This is a genomic window from Nakamurella flavida, assembly GCF_030811475.1.
GTDB lineage: Bacteria > Actinomycetota > Actinomycetes > Mycobacteriales > Nakamurellaceae > Nakamurella > Nakamurella flavida.
The window spans coordinates 4097790-4113455 of record NZ_JAUSQV010000001.1; the positions used below are offsets into that span (position 1 = coordinate 4097790).

Annotated in this window: 13 protein-coding genes; 10 read left to right on the forward strand and 3 right to left on the reverse strand. The window is 72.2% G+C overall.

Features of this window, described 5'->3' with window-relative positions:
• The first annotated feature begins 11 nt into the window (after nt 1–11).
• Nucleotides 12–1238 carry an ATP-binding protein gene (locus J2S58_RS18130; RefSeq protein WP_205257151.1) on the forward strand — a complete coding sequence of 409 codons (1227 nt, stop codon included), beginning with the start codon at nt 12–14 and terminating at the stop codon, nt 1236–1238.
• A gap of 41 nt (nt 1239–1279) precedes the next feature.
• On the opposite strand, the gene J2S58_RS18135 is transcribed toward J2S58_RS18130, so the two are convergent.
• Both J2S58_RS18135 and J2S58_RS18140 read right to left on the reverse strand, forming a co-directional pair.
• Nucleotides 1280–1687: a pyridoxamine 5'-phosphate oxidase family protein gene (locus J2S58_RS18135; protein ID WP_306829177.1), complete on the reverse strand. Its 408-nt coding sequence runs from the start codon at nt 1685–1687 to the stop codon at nt 1280–1282.
• A 58-nt stretch (nt 1688–1745) separates the two neighbouring features.
• Nucleotides 1746–2324, reverse strand: coding sequence for an NADPH-dependent FMN reductase (locus J2S58_RS18140; protein ID WP_205257153.1), 579 nt, complete (start codon nt 2322–2324; stop codon nt 1746–1748).
• Between the two features lie 273 nt (nt 2325–2597).
• Between J2S58_RS18140 and ligA the strand changes: the two genes are divergently transcribed.
• The 6 genes from ligA to cobA all read left to right on the forward strand — a co-directional run bounded on the left by ligA (nt 2598) and on the right by cobA (nt 11222).
• Nucleotides 2598–4844, forward strand: coding sequence for an NAD-dependent DNA ligase LigA (gene ligA / locus J2S58_RS18145; protein ID WP_240189038.1), 2247 nt, complete (start codon nt 2598–2600; stop codon nt 4842–4844).
• Between the two features lie 43 nt (nt 4845–4887).
• Nucleotides 4888–5337, forward strand: a complete 450-nt coding sequence (locus tag J2S58_RS18150; protein ID WP_205257154.1) for a nitroreductase family deazaflavin-dependent oxidoreductase — start codon at nt 4888–4890, stop codon at nt 5335–5337.
• Nucleotides 5338–5398: 61 nt separating this feature from the next.
• Entirely contained in the window at nt 5399–6667 is a 1269-nt protein-coding gene (locus J2S58_RS18155; protein WP_205257155.1) for a cytochrome P450, read from the forward strand.
• A gap of 128 nt (nt 6668–6795) precedes the next feature.
• The gene (locus J2S58_RS18160) at nt 6796–8763 is read left to right on the forward strand and encodes an ABC transporter ATP-binding protein (protein ID WP_205257156.1); all 1968 of its coding nucleotides are present in this window, start codon (nt 6796–6798) and stop codon (nt 8761–8763) included.
• Between the two features lie 59 nt (nt 8764–8822).
• The gene (locus J2S58_RS18165; protein ID WP_205257157.1) at nt 8823–9407 is read left to right on the forward strand and encodes a TIGR03086 family metal-binding protein; all 585 of its coding nucleotides are present in this window, start codon (nt 8823–8825) and stop codon (nt 9405–9407) included.
• 678 nt (nt 9408–10085) lie between these two features.
• Nucleotides 10086–11222, forward strand: a complete 1137-nt coding sequence (cobA, locus tag J2S58_RS18170) for a uroporphyrinogen-III C-methyltransferase (RefSeq protein WP_205257158.1) — start codon at nt 10086–10088, stop codon at nt 11220–11222.
• Between the two features lie 76 nt (nt 11223–11298).
• Here the strand turns inward: cobA and J2S58_RS18175 are convergent, their stop codons facing one another.
• Nucleotides 11299–11988 carry an ACT domain-containing protein gene (locus J2S58_RS18175; RefSeq protein ID WP_205257159.1) on the reverse strand — a complete coding sequence of 230 codons (690 nt, stop codon included), beginning with the start codon at nt 11986–11988 and terminating at the stop codon, nt 11299–11301.
• Nucleotides 11989–12243: 255 nt separating this feature from the next.
• Between J2S58_RS18175 and gatC the strand changes: the two genes are divergently transcribed.
• The 3 genes from gatC to gatB are packed head-to-tail and all read left to right on the forward strand — an operon-like array spanning nt 12244 to nt 15613.
• The gene (gene gatC, locus J2S58_RS18180) at nt 12244–12570 is read left to right on the forward strand and encodes an Asp-tRNA(Asn)/Glu-tRNA(Gln) amidotransferase subunit GatC (RefSeq protein ID WP_344469922.1); all 327 of its coding nucleotides are present in this window, start codon (nt 12244–12246) and stop codon (nt 12568–12570) included.
• 20 nt (nt 12571–12590) lie between these two features.
• Nucleotides 12591–14111 carry an Asp-tRNA(Asn)/Glu-tRNA(Gln) amidotransferase subunit GatA gene (gene gatA, locus J2S58_RS18185; RefSeq protein WP_205257345.1) on the forward strand — a complete coding sequence of 507 codons (1521 nt, stop codon included), beginning with the start codon at nt 12591–12593 and terminating at the stop codon, nt 14109–14111.
• Entirely contained in the window at nt 14108–15613 is a 1506-nt protein-coding gene (gatB, locus tag J2S58_RS18190; RefSeq protein ID WP_205257160.1) for an Asp-tRNA(Asn)/Glu-tRNA(Gln) amidotransferase subunit GatB, read from the forward strand. The genes gatA and gatB overlap by 4 nt, the downstream gene beginning before the upstream one ends.
• Nucleotides 15614–15666: the final 53 nt, after the last annotated feature.

The window sequence follows — 15666 nt, forward strand, 5'->3', positions numbered from 1 at the left end:
AATCTACGTGCATGCGAGCGTTGAACAACCCCTACACGCCCAATGCCGGCGCGGAGCCACAGGCGGTGGTCGGTCGTGACGACCAACTCGCGTCCTTCGACCTCTTGCTTGCCAGGATCGAGCGGGGGCGAACTGAGCAATCGATGATCATCACGGGACTGAGGGGCGTCGGTAAAACCGTACTCCTGGGCCAGTTCCGAGGTAAGGCCCTAGCCCGTGACTGGGTGGTCGTGGAGTTGGAAGTCAGCAAGCATGACGACTCCGAGTTCCGTCGGGATCTGTCAGGGCGTCTCCGCACCGCTCTCTTCGAGCTGTCTCCCAAGGCGCGGTGGACCGATCGATTCAGGCATGCCGCCGCCGTCCTGAAATCGTTCACGGTAAGTGTCGACCCGACTGGTGTGGTCTCGGCAGGGTTGGATGTCGATGCCGCGGAAGGATTCGCTGATCACGCGAATTTGGCCATGGACCTTACGGACGTCTTCCTGGCGATTGGACAGGCGGCTTCGGAGTGCGGGCGCGGAGTCGTGCTTCTTTTCGACGAGGTGCAATTTCTGAGCAAAGTCCAATTGGAGGCGCTGATCGAAGCGCTGCACAAGATGGTGCAAAGGAAACTACCCGTCACTCTGGTGGGCGCCGGCCTGCCGCAAATCGCTGAACTGGCAGGCGATGCCAAATCTTACGCAGAAAGGCTGCTGAAATTCCCCGCTATCGACAACCTGCCACCCGGCGACGCCCGCGTGGCGTTGTCGCGGCCGGCTGAGGAAGAGCGGGTCAGGTTTTCCGAAGAGGCTCTGGCCGAGGCTGTCTCGATCACAGGGGGGTATCCCTACTTCATCCAGGAGCTGGGCTATGCAGTGTGGACAGTTGCCAGTGAGTCGACCATCGGTATCGACGACGTGCGAGCGGCCCTCCCCGCATACGAGGCCAAACTCGACACCTCCTTCTTCCGTGTCCGTCTGGATCGTGCCACGGATCTCCAGCGCGCCTACTTACGTGCAATGGCGCAACTGGGGCCACAGGCTCAGAAGGCGTCCGACGTGGCGCAGGTCATGGGTCGTTCGTCGCAGAACCTGGGACCCACGCGCGCAGAACTGATCAATATGGGTCTGCTATTCACACCGGAATACGGGTATGCGGCCTTTACCGTTCCCCACTTCGACCAGTTCATGATGCGCGCAGTTCCCCATCTGGTCGTTCCCGAAATCGGGCGACGACGGCGACCCGGTACGGCTTCGTAGTCAGCCGAACGAGCAGGAGTGGGCGCGGGCGAGCGAAGGTCTCAGGCGTGTCCGAGCAGGCGTTCGACCTCGATGAGCAGCGCCACCCGGTTCGGGTTCTCGCGCGGCACCCGGTATCTCGCCGAGTACCTCTCGACGGCGTCGGCGATCTCCGCCGGGTCCCGGCTCACCCGCACCGGACCCTCCAGGGAGAGCCAGCGGCGACCGTCGACCTGACCGACCGCGGCGCGCGGCGACGCACCGCCGGTACCCGGGCGCTCGGCATTACGGACCTTGGCCGAGCCGTCGTTGGTGATCACCCGGGCCAGCCCGGTGGCGGGGTCGTAGGTGAATCCCACCGCCACCACGTGGGGGGAGCCGTCCGCCCGCAGGGTCGTCAGCGTGGCCAGGTGCCGTTCGACGAGGAAGTCGACCACCGCGGCGGGCGGGTCCAGGGGCGGGAACGACACGGGTGACCTCCGGAGGCGCGGGCACCGGCGGCCGCGGGGAGCGGCCGCCGGTGATCGGTCAGCTGTGGCTGGCGGCGGTGCGCAGCGGGGCCAGGGCGGCCTCGACGCGGACCAGTTCGTCCAGCATGGCATCGGCGGCCTCGTCGTTGGCCTGGGTGGCCACGAACTCCCCGTCGACGACCTGCGGGAACGGGTTGGCCAGGGTGACGGCCTCCGGGATGGCGTGCAGCTTGAGCGCGGCGGCGATCTGCTTGATCATCTGGGCGGCCCGGGTGCCGGCCGAGATGCCGCCGTAGCTGACGATGCCCAGCGGCTTGTGGGCCCACTCGGCGACGAGGTAGTCCAGGGCATTCTTCAACGGCGCGGTGAGGCCGTGGTTGTACTCGGGGGTGACGAAGACGAACGCGTCCGCGTCGTCGACCTGGGCCGACCAGGCGCGGGTGTGGTCGTGCTGGTAATCGCGGGCCCGGGGGTGGTTCGGCTCGTCGAAGAACGGCAGCGCGATCTCGGCCAGGTCCAGCACCTCGACGCGGTCGAAGCCGCCGTGCTGCTGGGCGCGGCCGGTGATCCAGGTGCCGATGGGCAGGCCGATGCGGCCCGGGCGGGTCGAGGCGATGACGATCTTGAGGGTCGACATGGGTGTGCTGTCTCCTGGGGCGTGGGACGGGAGCGGCGCGACGTCGGGCCGACGGGGGCGGGTGGCCACCCGAGGATCTAGGTGACAGATCAACGGTACGCCGCGGGTTCGGGCGGGGCCGGTCGCGGTGGTTCACCTCTCATCTCCGCCGAGGGCGCTGTCGGGGTCGGGTTCTACGCTGGGTCGGTGCCGTCGACCCCCGCAGAACCCGAAAAATCCGGCCCCGTGGATTCGGGCCCCGGAGAGGCTGCCCCGGGCAGCGCCGGCCAGGCCCTGGCCGGCGTGCCGACGGTCGACGCCCCGCCCGAGGCCGCGGCCCGCCATCGCGAGGTGAGCGAGCAGATCACCGCGGCCCAGTTCCGGTACTACGTGCTGGATTCCCCGACGATGACCGACGGCGAGTTCGACACCCTGCTCCGCGAGCTGCAGGGCCTGGAGGAGGCGCATCCGGCCCTGGTGACCCCCGATTCGCCGACCCAGCGGGTCGGCGGTGGGTTCGCCACCGTGTTCGACGCCGTCGAGCACCCCGAACGGATGCTCAGCCTGGACAACGTGTTCTCCGCCGAGGAGCTCGCGGTCTGGCTGGAACGGGCGCAGCGGGACGCCGGTGGTCCGGTCACCTGGCTGACCGAGGTCAAGATCGACGGCTTGGCCATCGACCTGGTCTACGAGCACGGCCGACTGGTCCGGGCCGCGACGCGCGGCGACGGCCGGGTCGGCGAGGACGTCACGCTCAACGTCCGCACCATCGCCGCCATCCCCGAGCGGCTCGCCGGTGACGGCGGACACGCGGTCCCCGAGCTGGTGGAGGTACGCGGTGAGGTGTTCTTCCCACTGGCCGGCTTCGAACGGTTGAACGCCGAACTGGTGGCGGCGGGCAAGCCGCCGTTCGCCAACCCGCGCAACTCGGCGGCGGGATCGCTGCGGCAGAAGGATCCCCGGGTCACCGCCACCCGGCCGCTGACGATGCTGTGCCACGGGATCGGCGCCCGCAAGGGGTTCGACATCACTCGCCAGTCCGAGGCCTACGAGCGGCTACGGGCCTGGGGACTGCCGATCTCCGAGCACAATCTCGTCCTCGACACGGCCGCGGAGGTCGCCGACCGGGTCGCCTACTGGAGCGAGCACCGGCACGACGTCACCCACGAGATCGACGGCCTGGTGGTGAAGATCGACGAGGTCGCCGTGCAGCGGCGGCTCGGGTCGACCTCCCGCGCACCGCGCTGGGCGATCGCCTACAAGTACCCGCCCCAGGAGGCGACGACCAAGCTGCTGGACATCCGGGTCAACGTGGGCCGCACCGGGCGGGTCACCCCGTTCGCCTTCCTGGAGCCGGTCCTGGTGGCCGGATCCACGGTCGGTCTGGCCACCCTGCACAACGCCCAGGAGGTGGTGCGCAAGGGCGTGCTGATCGGCGACACCGTGGTGGTGCGCAAGGCCGGGGACGTCATCCCCGAGGTGCTCGGACCGGTCGCCGATCTCCGGGACGGCACCGAACGGGCCTTCGTCATGCCGGACCACTGCCCGGAGTGCGGGACGCCGCTGCGGCACATCCGCGAGGGCGACATCGACATCCGCTGCCCCAATGCGCGGTCCTGCCCGGCGCAGCTGCGGGAGCGGGTGTTCCACGTGGCCGGGCGAGGTGCCTTCGACATCGAGGGCATGGGGTACGAGGCGGCCACCGCGTTGCTCGCCGCGGGCGCCATCACCGACGAGGCCGACCTCTTCCCGGGCGAGATCGACGGTCAGCACGTCGGTCTCGACGAGGCCACCCTGCTCACCGTGCCGCTGTTCACCACCAAGGCCGGCGCCCTGTCGGCCAACGGGCGCCGGTTGCTGGCCAACCTGGAGGCCCGCAAGCAGCAGCCGCTGTGGCGGGTGCTGGTGGCGCTGTCCATCCGGCACGTCGGACCGACCGCGGCCCGCGCCCTGGCCGCGCACTTCGGTGACATGACGGCCATCCGGGAGGCCTCGCTGGACGAGCTGGCCGGGGTCGAGGGCGTGGGCCCGACGATCGCCGAGTCGCTGCTCGCCTGGTTCGAGATCGACTGGCACGCCCACATCGTCGACCGCTGGGCGCAGGCCGGTGTCACCATGACCGACGACCGCAGCGAACGGCCCGAGCAGACCCTGGCCGGGCTGTCCGTGGTGGTCACCGGGTCGCTGGAGACGTTCTCCCGGGACGAGGCCAAGGCCGCCCTGCTGGAGCGGGGCGCCAAGGCGGCCGGATCGGTGTCGAGGAAGACGGCCTTCGTGGTGGTGGGGGCGAGCCCCGGCACCAAGTACGACAAGGCGATCGAGCTCAAGGTGCCCGTCCTCGACGAGGCAGGCTTCCGCGTGCTGTTGGACGAGGGCCCGGAGGCCGCCCGGCCGCTGGCCACCAATGCCGAGCCGGTCGAACCGACGGACCCGCCCGACCTGACGGACCCGGTGGCGGGCGGCGCCGACACCGACCAAGGCGCCGACCCGGCGGGTGACGGCGACCCGGAGGCCCGCCCCGACGATCCGGCCCGGCCGTGACCCCGCCGGGAACACCCACGCCCCCAGGAAGGTTGACCCGCACATGCCTCTGAACGGTGAATACGCCCCGAGCCCGTCCGACTGGGCCCGGGAGCAGGTCGAGCTGTACGAACGCACGAACGGCGCGGAGGGGACCACCCTGAACGACCGCCCCGTCATCGTGCTGACCACGCTGGGAGCGAAGTCGGGCAAGCTCCGCAAGACCCCGCTCATGCGGGTCGAGCACGACGGCGACTACGCCGTCGTCGCCTCGCTGGGCGGCGCGCCGAAGCACCCGGTCTGGTACTTCAACCTCGTGGCCAATCCCCTCGTCGAGCTGCAGGACGGCCCGGTCAAGCGGGACTACCGCGCTCGCGAGGTCCAGGGCGAGGAGAAGGCCCGGTGGTGGGAGCGGTCGGTCGCCACCTGGCCGGACTACGCCGAGTACCAGCGCAAGACCGATCGCGAGATCCCGGTGTTCGTCCTGGAACCGGTCACCGCGGACACCGCCTGACCGTCCGGCCCGGCCGGGTGGGGCGGCCGGACGGGGCCGGCCGGCGGCTAGCGTGACGCGCATGTCCGCCGCTCCCACCCGCCGCGCCGCCGACGATCTGCCGACCACGTCGTCGCTCGGCTTCGACCCCACCGATCCGGCCGTGCTCGCCGACCCGTACCCGGTCTACGCGCGGCTCCGCGCCGCCGGGCCGCTGGTGCGCGATCCGGGCCGGGACTCGTTCCTGCTGACGCGGTTCGCCGATGTCAACGCGGCCCTGCGCGACCGCCGGCTCGGCCGGGCCTACGCCCACCGGTACACCGACGCCGAGTTCGGTCGCGAGTCGACCGCCGGCAGTTGGCCGCGGTGGGAGGAGTCCGAGCGCTGGTCGCTGCTGAACCTGGAGCCGCCCGACCACACCCGGCTGCGGCGCCTGGTCACCGCCGTGTTCACCGCCCGCGCGGTCGCCGCGCTGCGGCCGCAGATCGAGCGGATCTCCGCGGACACCCTGCGGGCCGCCATCGGCAGGGCCGATGCCGGCGGAACCTTCGACCTGATCACCGACTACGCGCAGCCCTACTCGGTCACCGTCATCTGCGCGCTCCTCGGCGTGCCGCCGCAGGACGGTCCGGCCCTGCTCGGCTGGTCGCACGCCATCGTCAAGATGTACGAGCTCGCCCTGGATCCCGTCCAGCAGCGGGCGGCGGAACAGGCCTCGGCGGACTTCATCGACTACGTCACCGATCTCATCGAACAGCGCCGCCGCGTCCCGGCCGACGACCTGGTCTCGGAGTTGGTGACCGTGGCCGACGGCGGCGATCGGCTCACCCCGGACGAGATCATCGGCACCGTCATCGTGCTGCTCAACGCCGGCCACGAGGCCACCGTGAACACCCTGGGCAACGGCATCCGGGCCCTGCTGGCGCACCGGGACCAGTGGGACGACCTGGTCGCCGGGCGGGTCGACCCGGCCGTGGCCGTCGAGGAGCTGATCCGCTGGGACGGCCCGCTGCAGCTGTTCGAACGCTGGGTCCTGGAGGACGGCGTCGAGTACGGCGGCCGCACCTTCGCGGTGGGGGAGCGGATCGGGATGCTGTTCGGCTCGGCCAACCGCGACCCGGAGCGGTTCGAAGACCCGGACAGGTTCGACATCGCCCGCGGGGTGAGCACGCACATCGGCTTCGGCGGCGGCATCCACTTCTGCATCGGCGCCCCGCTCGCCCGCCTGGAGATCGGCATCTCGCTGGCCCAGCTCGCCCACGACCTGCCCGGGTTGACCCTGGCGCAGGACACCGCCTACCACCCGACGTTCGTCATCCGCGGGCTGACCGGCCTGCGGGTGCACGGCTGACCGGTCGTCCGGGCTCCGTCCGTCTACGCCGAGGGTGAACGGATGTCCGGCGCAGGGAATGCGGCGGTACCCACAGGAGCTGACCCACCGGGGGACCGGCTCGGGCCCGTGATCCAGGAGAGGCAGTCATGACGATGCACGGCATGGGCGGTCCGGCCTCGCTGGGCATGAGCTGGCGCACCCGCCACCAGGACGACGGCGTCAAGGGCCACGCGCTGGCACCCGGCACGGCCCGGCGCATCCTCGCCTTCGCGCGGCCGTTCCGCACCGAGCTGATCGCCTTCCTGGCCGTCACCGTGATCGCCGCGGTCATCGGGGTGGCCACGCCGTTGCTGGCCGGCGGGGTCGTCAACGCGATCACCGGCGGCGGGACGGTCGGCACCGTCGTGCGGATCGCCCTGGTCATCGCCGGCCTGGCCGTGCTGGACGCGGCGTTGTCATTGGTCTCCCGCTACTACTCCTCGCGCATCGGCGAGGGCCTGATCCTCACCATGCGGACCCAGACCTTCGATCACATCCAGCGGATGTCGCTGGCCTTCTTCACCCGCGCGCAGACCGGGGCGCTGGTCAGCCGGCTGAACAACGACGTGATCGGCGCCCAGCAGGCGTTCACCTCCACGCTGTCCGGGGTGGTCTCCAACGTCATCTCGCTGGTCCTCACCGCGGCGGTGATGTTCACGCTGTCCTGGCAGGTCACCGTCCTGTCGCTGATCCTGCTGCCCGTCTTCGTCGTCCCCGCCCGGGCCTTCGGTCGCCGGCTGCAGGCGCTGACCCGGGAGAGCTACAAGCTCAACGCCTCCATGAACACGACCGTCACCGAGCGGTTCAACGTCTCCGGTGCGCTGCTCGTCCAGCTGTTCGGCCGGCCGACCGACGAGGCCCGGTCCTACGCCGACCGGGCCGGCCGGGTCCGGGACATCGGGGTGAGCACCGCGATGGTCGGACGGGTGTTCATCGTCGCGCTGACCCTGGTCGCCGCCCTGGCCCAGGCGCTGACCTACGGGTTGGGCGGTGCCCTGGCCATCGGCGGCTCGCTGGACGCCGGCGCGGTGGTCTCCCTGGCCCTGCTGCTGACCCGGCTCTACGGACCGCTCACCGCGCTGTCCAACGTCCGGGTGGACGTGATGAGTGCGCTGGTCTCCTTCGAGCGGGTCTTCGAGATCCTCGATCTCGCCCCGTCCATCACCGACCGCCCCGGCGCCGGGGCGCTGCCCGACGGGTCCCGGTCCGTCGAGTTCCGGGACGTGCACTTCGCCTACCCGGCCTCCGACGAGATCTCCCTGGCCTCCCTGGAGGACGTCGCCGTACCCGGGCACACCCCGGCGCACCCCGTCCTGCACGGGGTCAGCTTCCGGGCCGAACCCGGTCAGCTGGTCGCTCTGGTCGGCCCGTCGGGGGCAGGCAAGACGACCATCTCGCAGTTGCTGCCCCGCATCTACGACCCGAACGCCGGAGCCGTGCTCATCGGCGGCCACGACATCCGGGACGTCACCGCGCAGTCCGTCCGGGACGCCATCGGCGTCGTCGCCCAGGACGCGCACATGTTCCACGACACCATCCGGGCCAACCTGGCCTACGCCCGACCCGATGCCACCGAGCAGGAGATGCGTGACGCCCTGGTCGCCGCGCACATCGGCGATCTGGTCGACGGCCTCCCGGAGGGCCTGGACACCCTGGTCGGCGATCGCGGGCACCGGTTGTCCGGGGGAGAGCGGCAGCGACTGGCCATCGCCCGGCTGCTGCTCAAGCAGCCCGACATCGTGGTGTTGGACGAGGCGACCGCCCATCTGGACTCCGAGTCCGAGGCGGCCGTGCAGCAGGCGCTGACCACCGCGCTCGTCGGCCGCACCTCGCTGGTCATCGCCCATCGGCTGTCCACCATCCGCGCGGCCGACCAGATCCTGGTCGTCGACGGCGGGCGGATCGTCGAGTCCGGTCGGCACGAGGACCTGATCACCCGGGGCGGCGCGTACGCCGAGCTCTACCGCACCCAGTTCCGGCCGCAGGAGACCTCCGACGCTCCGGTCCCGGACGCCCCGGGGCACACCTGCACCTGCACCCCCGTCCCGGTCCCCGTGCGGACCCCGACCGGCTGAGCGGGCCGCCGGGCGGGAGTCGGGCGCGGACCGTCGGGGGCCGGTGGTTCACTCGGCGGATGGACATGCTCACCGCCCACCGCAGCGCCCTCCGCCAGTTCGACCGCCGGGTCGCCGCCGTGCGACCGACCCAGTGGGCCGCGCCGACCCCCGATGCCGACTGGGACGTGCGTGCCCTGGTCGGACACCTGGTGGCCGAGCAGTGGTGGGTCGCCCCGCTGCTGGCCGGGCACTCGGTGGCCGAGGCAGAGCCGATCGCCGGCGCCGCTGCCCGTGCCGCGGAGACCGACGACCCGGCGGCGACCTGGGCGGCGGCCGCCGCCGCTGCCTGGGAGGCGTGGGCGGAGCCGGGCGTGCTGGAGCGGACCGTACAGCTCAGCGCCGGCCCCACCCCCGCGGAGGAGTACGGCTGGCAGATGACCCTCGATCTCACCGTCCACGCCTGGGATCTCGCCCGGGCCACCGGTGGGCCGGACGACTTCCCCAACGACCTGGTGTCGACGGTGCTGGACCGGGCGAAGGCCTCGGCTGCGGACTGGCAGGGCACGGGGCTGTTCGCCCCCTCCATCCCCGTCCCCGGCTGCACCGACGACCTCACCGAGCTGCTCGCCCTGCTGGGTCGCAACCGGTGGTGGCGGTCCTGACCGCACATCCCCACGTACGGTGCGGACCGAGGGCCACGCCGGCTTCGCGAAATGATCGGACGGGTGGTTCCCGGCTGATGAGCGTTCACAGAGTGTGCGGATCGCGCACGGGTGGGGGGTCCGATTCGGTCGGAATCGGGCACCTTCTCACCCTGTTCGGGCAGATGCCACCCGAATGAGGGCTGTCGCATCACCGCACCGACAGGGATGCTGAGGTACACGCAAAGACGCGCGAAAGGTGACCGCCTCGATGAGTTCCCCTGGGATCACACCCGAGTTCGATGACGACACGATCGACACGCTCCACACCCGCTGGTCGGCACGATCAGCCCGTTTCCAGGCCATGGTGACGGGTGCGCCGGCCGCCGCAGTCCCTCCCACGTCCGGGTGCGCGGACGACTCCGCCCCGGACACCGCTCTCGCCTCCTGACCGATCGCCGGTCCGTTCCCCCCCGGGTGCGCTGCGCCCCCACCACCGCCCGTTCCGGTGCCCCGCCTCCGGACGGACCCCCGACGCCGCCCGGCCTGCCGGGCGGCGTCTCCGTTTCTCGGCCGGTCGCACCCCGCCCCGTCCGCTCCTGGTCTCCGCCTCCGGTGTCCGCCCGCCCGCGGCGGCCATCGGACCCGTGAGCGCGGAGCCCGGCCCGGTGCCACCGGGTCGTGCGGAACACTGCCCGGGTGAGCCCATCCTCCTGGCGCGTCGATCTCCCCGTCGCCGGTCGCCCGGTCCTGGTCGCCGGGGGCGGCGGCGGCGCCCTCGGACCGGTGGCTGCCCTCCGGCAGGCCGGCGCGATCATCACCGTTCTCGCCCCGACCCCCGACGCCGCCCTGGTCGACCTCGCCGACCGGGGCCTGCTGACCCTGCACGCCCGGGCCGGGGTCGAGAAGGACGTGCGATCGGCCTGGCTCGTCGTCGCGGTCAGCGGCGACGACGGCGAGGACCACCGCATCGAGGCACTGGCCGACGTGTGCGGACGGATCTGCCTGCGCCCGGGGGGCACCGCCGGCGACCGCCCACCCTCGTCCGGGACCGACTCGGCCGAGGTCGGCTCAGCCGGTCGGCCGGCTGGAGGCCCGACCGGACCGGGGGAGGTCGTCCTGGTCGGTGGGGGCCCCGGGGATCCGGGACTGATCACCGTGGCCGGAGCTGCCGCCGTCCGATGGGCCGACGTGGTCGTCACCGATCGACTCGCGCCGCTCGCCCTGCTCGACGACCTGCGTCCCGGGGTGCTCGTGGTCGACGTCAGCAAGGTGCCCGGTGGCGGCCCCACCACCGGTCAGGACGAGATCAACCGCCTGCTCGTCGACCACGCCCGGGCCGGGCGCCGGGTGGTCCGGCTCAAGGGCGGCGACCCGTTCGTCTTCGGTCGCGGCGCCGAGGAGTGGCAGGCCTGCGCCGAGCAGGGGATCGCCGTGCGGGTCATCCCCGGGGTCACGTCGGCGGTGGCCGTCCCGGCCCTGGCCGGGATCCCGGTCACCCACCGGGACGCGAACCAGGGTTTCACCGTCGTGTCCGGGCACGTCCCGCCCGGCGATCCACGGTGCCGGCTCGACTACGCCGCGCTGGCCCGGTCCGGGACGGCCCTGGTCGTGCTGATGGGCGTGGGCACCCTGGCGGCGATCGGTCGGGCCCTCGTCGATGCGGGGATGGACCCGTCGACACCCGCGGTCACCGTCGCCGACGGCGGTCTGCCGGCCCAGCGCAGCGTGCACGGCACGGCGTCCACCATCGCCGGGCTCACCGCCGCGGCCGGGATCCGCCCGCCGGCGATCACGGTGATCGGTGCGGTCGCGGGGTTCCGGCCGACGGCCTGAGCACTCCGTCGCCCCGGCGATGATCCGTCCCGCCGGTCGCGGGCCACCGGTGGATCGCGGCCGACCCCGCAGACCGCTAGTGGTGGATCCCCGCGACGACCACGGTGACCAGGCCCGCGAGATGGGCCAGCCGGGAGACCTCGGACGCCCGCATGGCCGGCCCTCCGGGGCGACCGACGATCACCGCGACCTCGGGGCTCCACAGCGGGGCCACCGCCATCTCGGTGCCGATGTCCTTCCAGTCCTGTGGGACCCAGCCGGCCTCGCCGTCCAGCACGGCCGGCTCGCGCACCGGGGCCCAGCCCGGGTCGACCGCCGACAGATCCGGCACGCCGCCCCCGCCGGCCAGCAGCTCGACCCGATCCCGCCCGCCCCGCGCGCCGGCATCCTCGGGTCCGACCTTGACGACGACCGCCCACCCGGCCCGCAGCACCTGGGGAAGCATCCTGGCCAACGCCTGCACCGCGTGCGACGGGTCGGCGGTGATCGCCTCGACCAGCTCCCACTCGCGGTGCCGGCCCGCGACACCCGGGTCCGGCCGGACCGACTCGACCCGGACACCCGGCACGGTCTCGGCCGCGGTGATCAGCACGTCGGGCTGGCGTCCGCTGGGCAGTTCGACCACCAGATCGTCGACGGCGACGCCGGGGGAGCGCTCCACGATGTCCATCGCCAGGATGTCCGCGTCCACCATGCCCAGCGCGGTGGCCACCGCCCCCAGGCTGCCCGGCCTGTCCGGCAGCAGCAGACGTAAGACGAACGACATTGCGATTCCCACCCCTTCGTCGGCCGGCGGCCCACTGCATCCCGGGTCGCGCCGACACCACCCCGATGGCGGACAGTGTGGCCGAAGTGCGTTTCGGCGATGTCACCGAGGTGCGTCCGGCCGTCGCGCGGCGTGCCCGGTGAGCACGGCGACGTGCTCCACCGCGGCGACCCGGTCGGGATGCCCGGGGCCCGGAACTAGGATCGGGGGGTTCCGGTGCGCCCGTCGGTGCCCGGCTCCGACCTTGGGAGGACCGTGTCCAGCTCCACACCCGCCCCGACCGTCCTGACGGCCGACGACGTGACCCATCTCGCCCGCCTCGCCCGGCTGGAGATCAGCGACGCCGACCGCGACCGGTACGTGGGTCAGCTGTCGGTCATCCTGGACGCGGTCGCCGTGGTCAGCGCGGTGGCCGCCGATGCGCCGGACGCCGAGCCGACCACCCACGCCGTACCCGTCACCAACGTCTACCGCGAGGACGTCGTGCGACCGGGCCTGACCCGGGAGGCCGCCCTCGCCGGCGCCCCCGAGGCGCAGGACGGCCGCTTCCGCGTGCCGCAGATCCTGGGGGAGGAGCAGTGAGCGCCACCGATCCGATCCGGATGACCGCGTCCGACCTGGCCGGGGCCATCTCCTCCGGCGAGCTCAGTGCCGTCGAGGTCGCCCAGGCCCACCTGGACCGCATCGAGCAGGTCGAGCCGGCCGTGCACGCGTTCCTGCACGTCTCGAACGACTCCGCCCTCGACCAGGCCCGTGCCGTGGACGCCGCGCGCGCCGCGGGGGAGCCCGCGCGTTCGCCGCTGGCCGGCGTCCCGCTGGCCCTCAAGGACATCCTGGTGCAGGCCGGGGTGCCGGCCACCGCCGGCTCGAAGATCCTGCAGGGCTGGATCCCGCCCTACGACGCCACGGTGACCCGCAAGCTGCTGGACGCCGGGATCGTCGTGCTGGGCAAGACCAACCTGGACGAGTTCGCCATGGGGTCGTCGACGGAGAACTCCGCCTACGGCCCGACGCACAACCCGTGGGACCTCACCCGGATCCCCGGCGGTTCCGGTGGCGGGTCGGCCGCCGCGCTCGCCGCGTTCGAGGCGCCGCTGGCCATCGGCACCGACACGGGTGGGTCCATCCGGCAGCCGGCTGCCGTCACCGGCACGGTCGGGGCCAAGCCCACCTACGGCGGGGTGTCCCGCTACGGCGTCATCGCACTGGCGTCCTCCCTGGACCAGGTCGGTCCCTGCGCCCGCACCGTCCTGGACACCGCGCTGCTGCACGAGGTCATCGCCGGGCACGACCCGCTCGACTCCACCTCGCTGGACGTCCCGGTGCCCTCGGTCGTGCAGGCCGTGCGCCGCGGCGTCACCGAGGGCGTGGCCGGCCTGCGCGTCGGTGTGGTCCGCGAACTCGGCGGCGAGGGCTACCAGCCGGGCGTGCTCGAGTCGTTCACCGCCGCCGTCGCAGAACTGGAGGCGGCGGGCGCCGAGGTCGTCGAGGTGTCGTGCCCGAACTTCGTGCACGCCCTCGCCGCCTACTACCTGATCCTGCCGAGCGAGTGCTCGTCCAACCTGGCCCGTTTCGACGCCATGCGGTACGGCCTGCGGATCGACCAGGACGAGCAGGGACAGCCGCTGGTGTCCGCCGAGTCGGTCATGTCCGCCACCCGCGGGCGGGGCTTCGGCGCCGAGGTCAAGCGCCGCATCATCCTCGGCACCTACGCGTTGTCCGCCGGGTACTACGACGCCTACTACGGCTCGGCCCAGAAGGTCCGCACGCTGATCCGTGGTGATTTCGACGCAGCCTTCGACTCCGCCCGCGGTGTCGACGTGCTGGTGTCCCCGTCCTCCCCGACCACCGCGTTCAAGCTGGGGGAGAAGGTGGACGACCCGATGGCCATGTACCTCAACGACCTGGCCACCATCCCGGGCTCGCTCGCCGGCATCCCGGCGATGAGCGTGCCCAGCGGCATCGCGAGCGACACCGGTCTCCCCGTCGGGCTGCAGATCATGGCCCCGGCCCTGGGCGAGGAGCGGATGTACCAGGTCGCCGCGGCGTTCGAACACGCCTACGCGCAGCAGCACGGCGGGCTCGTCCCCGACCGCGCCCCGGAGTTGGAGATCACCCGATGAGCACCCCCCAGCTGATGGACTACGACGAGGCGATCCGGGCCTACGACCCGGTGCTCGGGCTCGAGGTGCACGTCGAGCTGGGCACGGCGACGAAGATGTTCTGCGCCTGCCCGACGACCTACGGCGCCGAGCCCAACACGCAGGTCTGCCCGGTCTGCCTGGCCCTGCCCGGGGCGATGCCGACGGTCAACCGGACCGCGGTGGAGTACGCCATCCGCATCGGTCTGGCCCTGAACTGCGAGATCGCGGAGTGGTGCCGGTTCGCCCGGAAGAACTACTTCTACCCGGACATGCCGAAGAACTACCAGATCTCCCAGTACGACGAGCCCATCGCCTTCGGCGGGTATCTCGACGTCGACGTGGACGGCGAGACCATCCGCATCGAGATCGAGCGCGCCCACATGGAGGAGGACACCGGCAAGTCGCTGCACGTCGGCGGGGCCACCGGACGCATCCAGGGCGCCGAGTACTCGTTGCTGGACTACAACCGGGCCGGGGTGCCGCTCGTCGAGATCGTGACCAAGCCGGTGGTCGGGACCAAGGCCTCCGCGCCGCAGGTGGCCCGCGCGTACGTGGCCACCCTGCGGGACCTGCTCGCCTCGCTGGACGTCTCGGACGTCCGCATGGACCAGGGCTCGCTGCGCTGCGACGCGAACCTGTCGCTCACCCCGGCCGGCAACCCGGTGTTCGGCACCCGCACCGAGACCAAGAACGTGAACTCGCTGCGCTCGGTCGAGCGGGCCGTCCGGTACGAGATCACCCGGCAGGCGGCACGTCTCGCGGCCGGTCAGCGGATCGTCCAGGAGACCCGGCACTTCGAGGAGGCCACCGGGACGACCAACGCGGGGCGCTCCAAGGAGACCGCCGAGGACTACCGCTACTTCCCGGAGCCGGATCTGGTGCCCGTCGCCCCGTCGCGTGAGTGGGTGGAGGAGATCCGCGGCACGCTGCCCGAGCTGCCGTGGGTGCGTCGCGACCGGCTGCAGGCCGAGTGGCAGCTCACCGACCTGGAGATGCGCGACCTGGTCGCCGCCGACGCGGTCGGCCTGGTCGAGGCGACGGTGGCGGCCGGTGCGCCCGCCGCCGACGCCCGGTCCTGGTGGTCGGCCTTTCTCGGTCAGCGGGCCAAGGAGCGCGAGGTGGCCCTCACCGAGCTGCCCATCGCCCCGGCGCAGTTGGCCCGGGTCATCGCGCTGGTCGCCGCGGGCACGCTGAACGCGAAGATCGCCCGCCAGGTGATCGACGGGGTGCTGGCCGGGGAGGGCGAACCGGACGACGTCGTGGCCGCCCGCGGTCTGGCCGTGGTCTCCGACGACGGCGCGCTGCAGACCGCGATCGACGAGGCGCTGGCCGCCCAGCCGGCCGTGGCGGACAAGATCCGCTCCGGCAAGGTCCAGGCCGTCGGCGCCATCGTGGGCGCGGTCATGAAGGCCACCCGGGGGCAGGCCGACGCCGGCCGCGTCCGGGAACTGGTGCTCAAGACCCTGGGCGTGGACGGCTGACCGACGCGGTCCGGGCCGACCCGGTGCGGATGGCACCGCATCGGGTCGGCCTA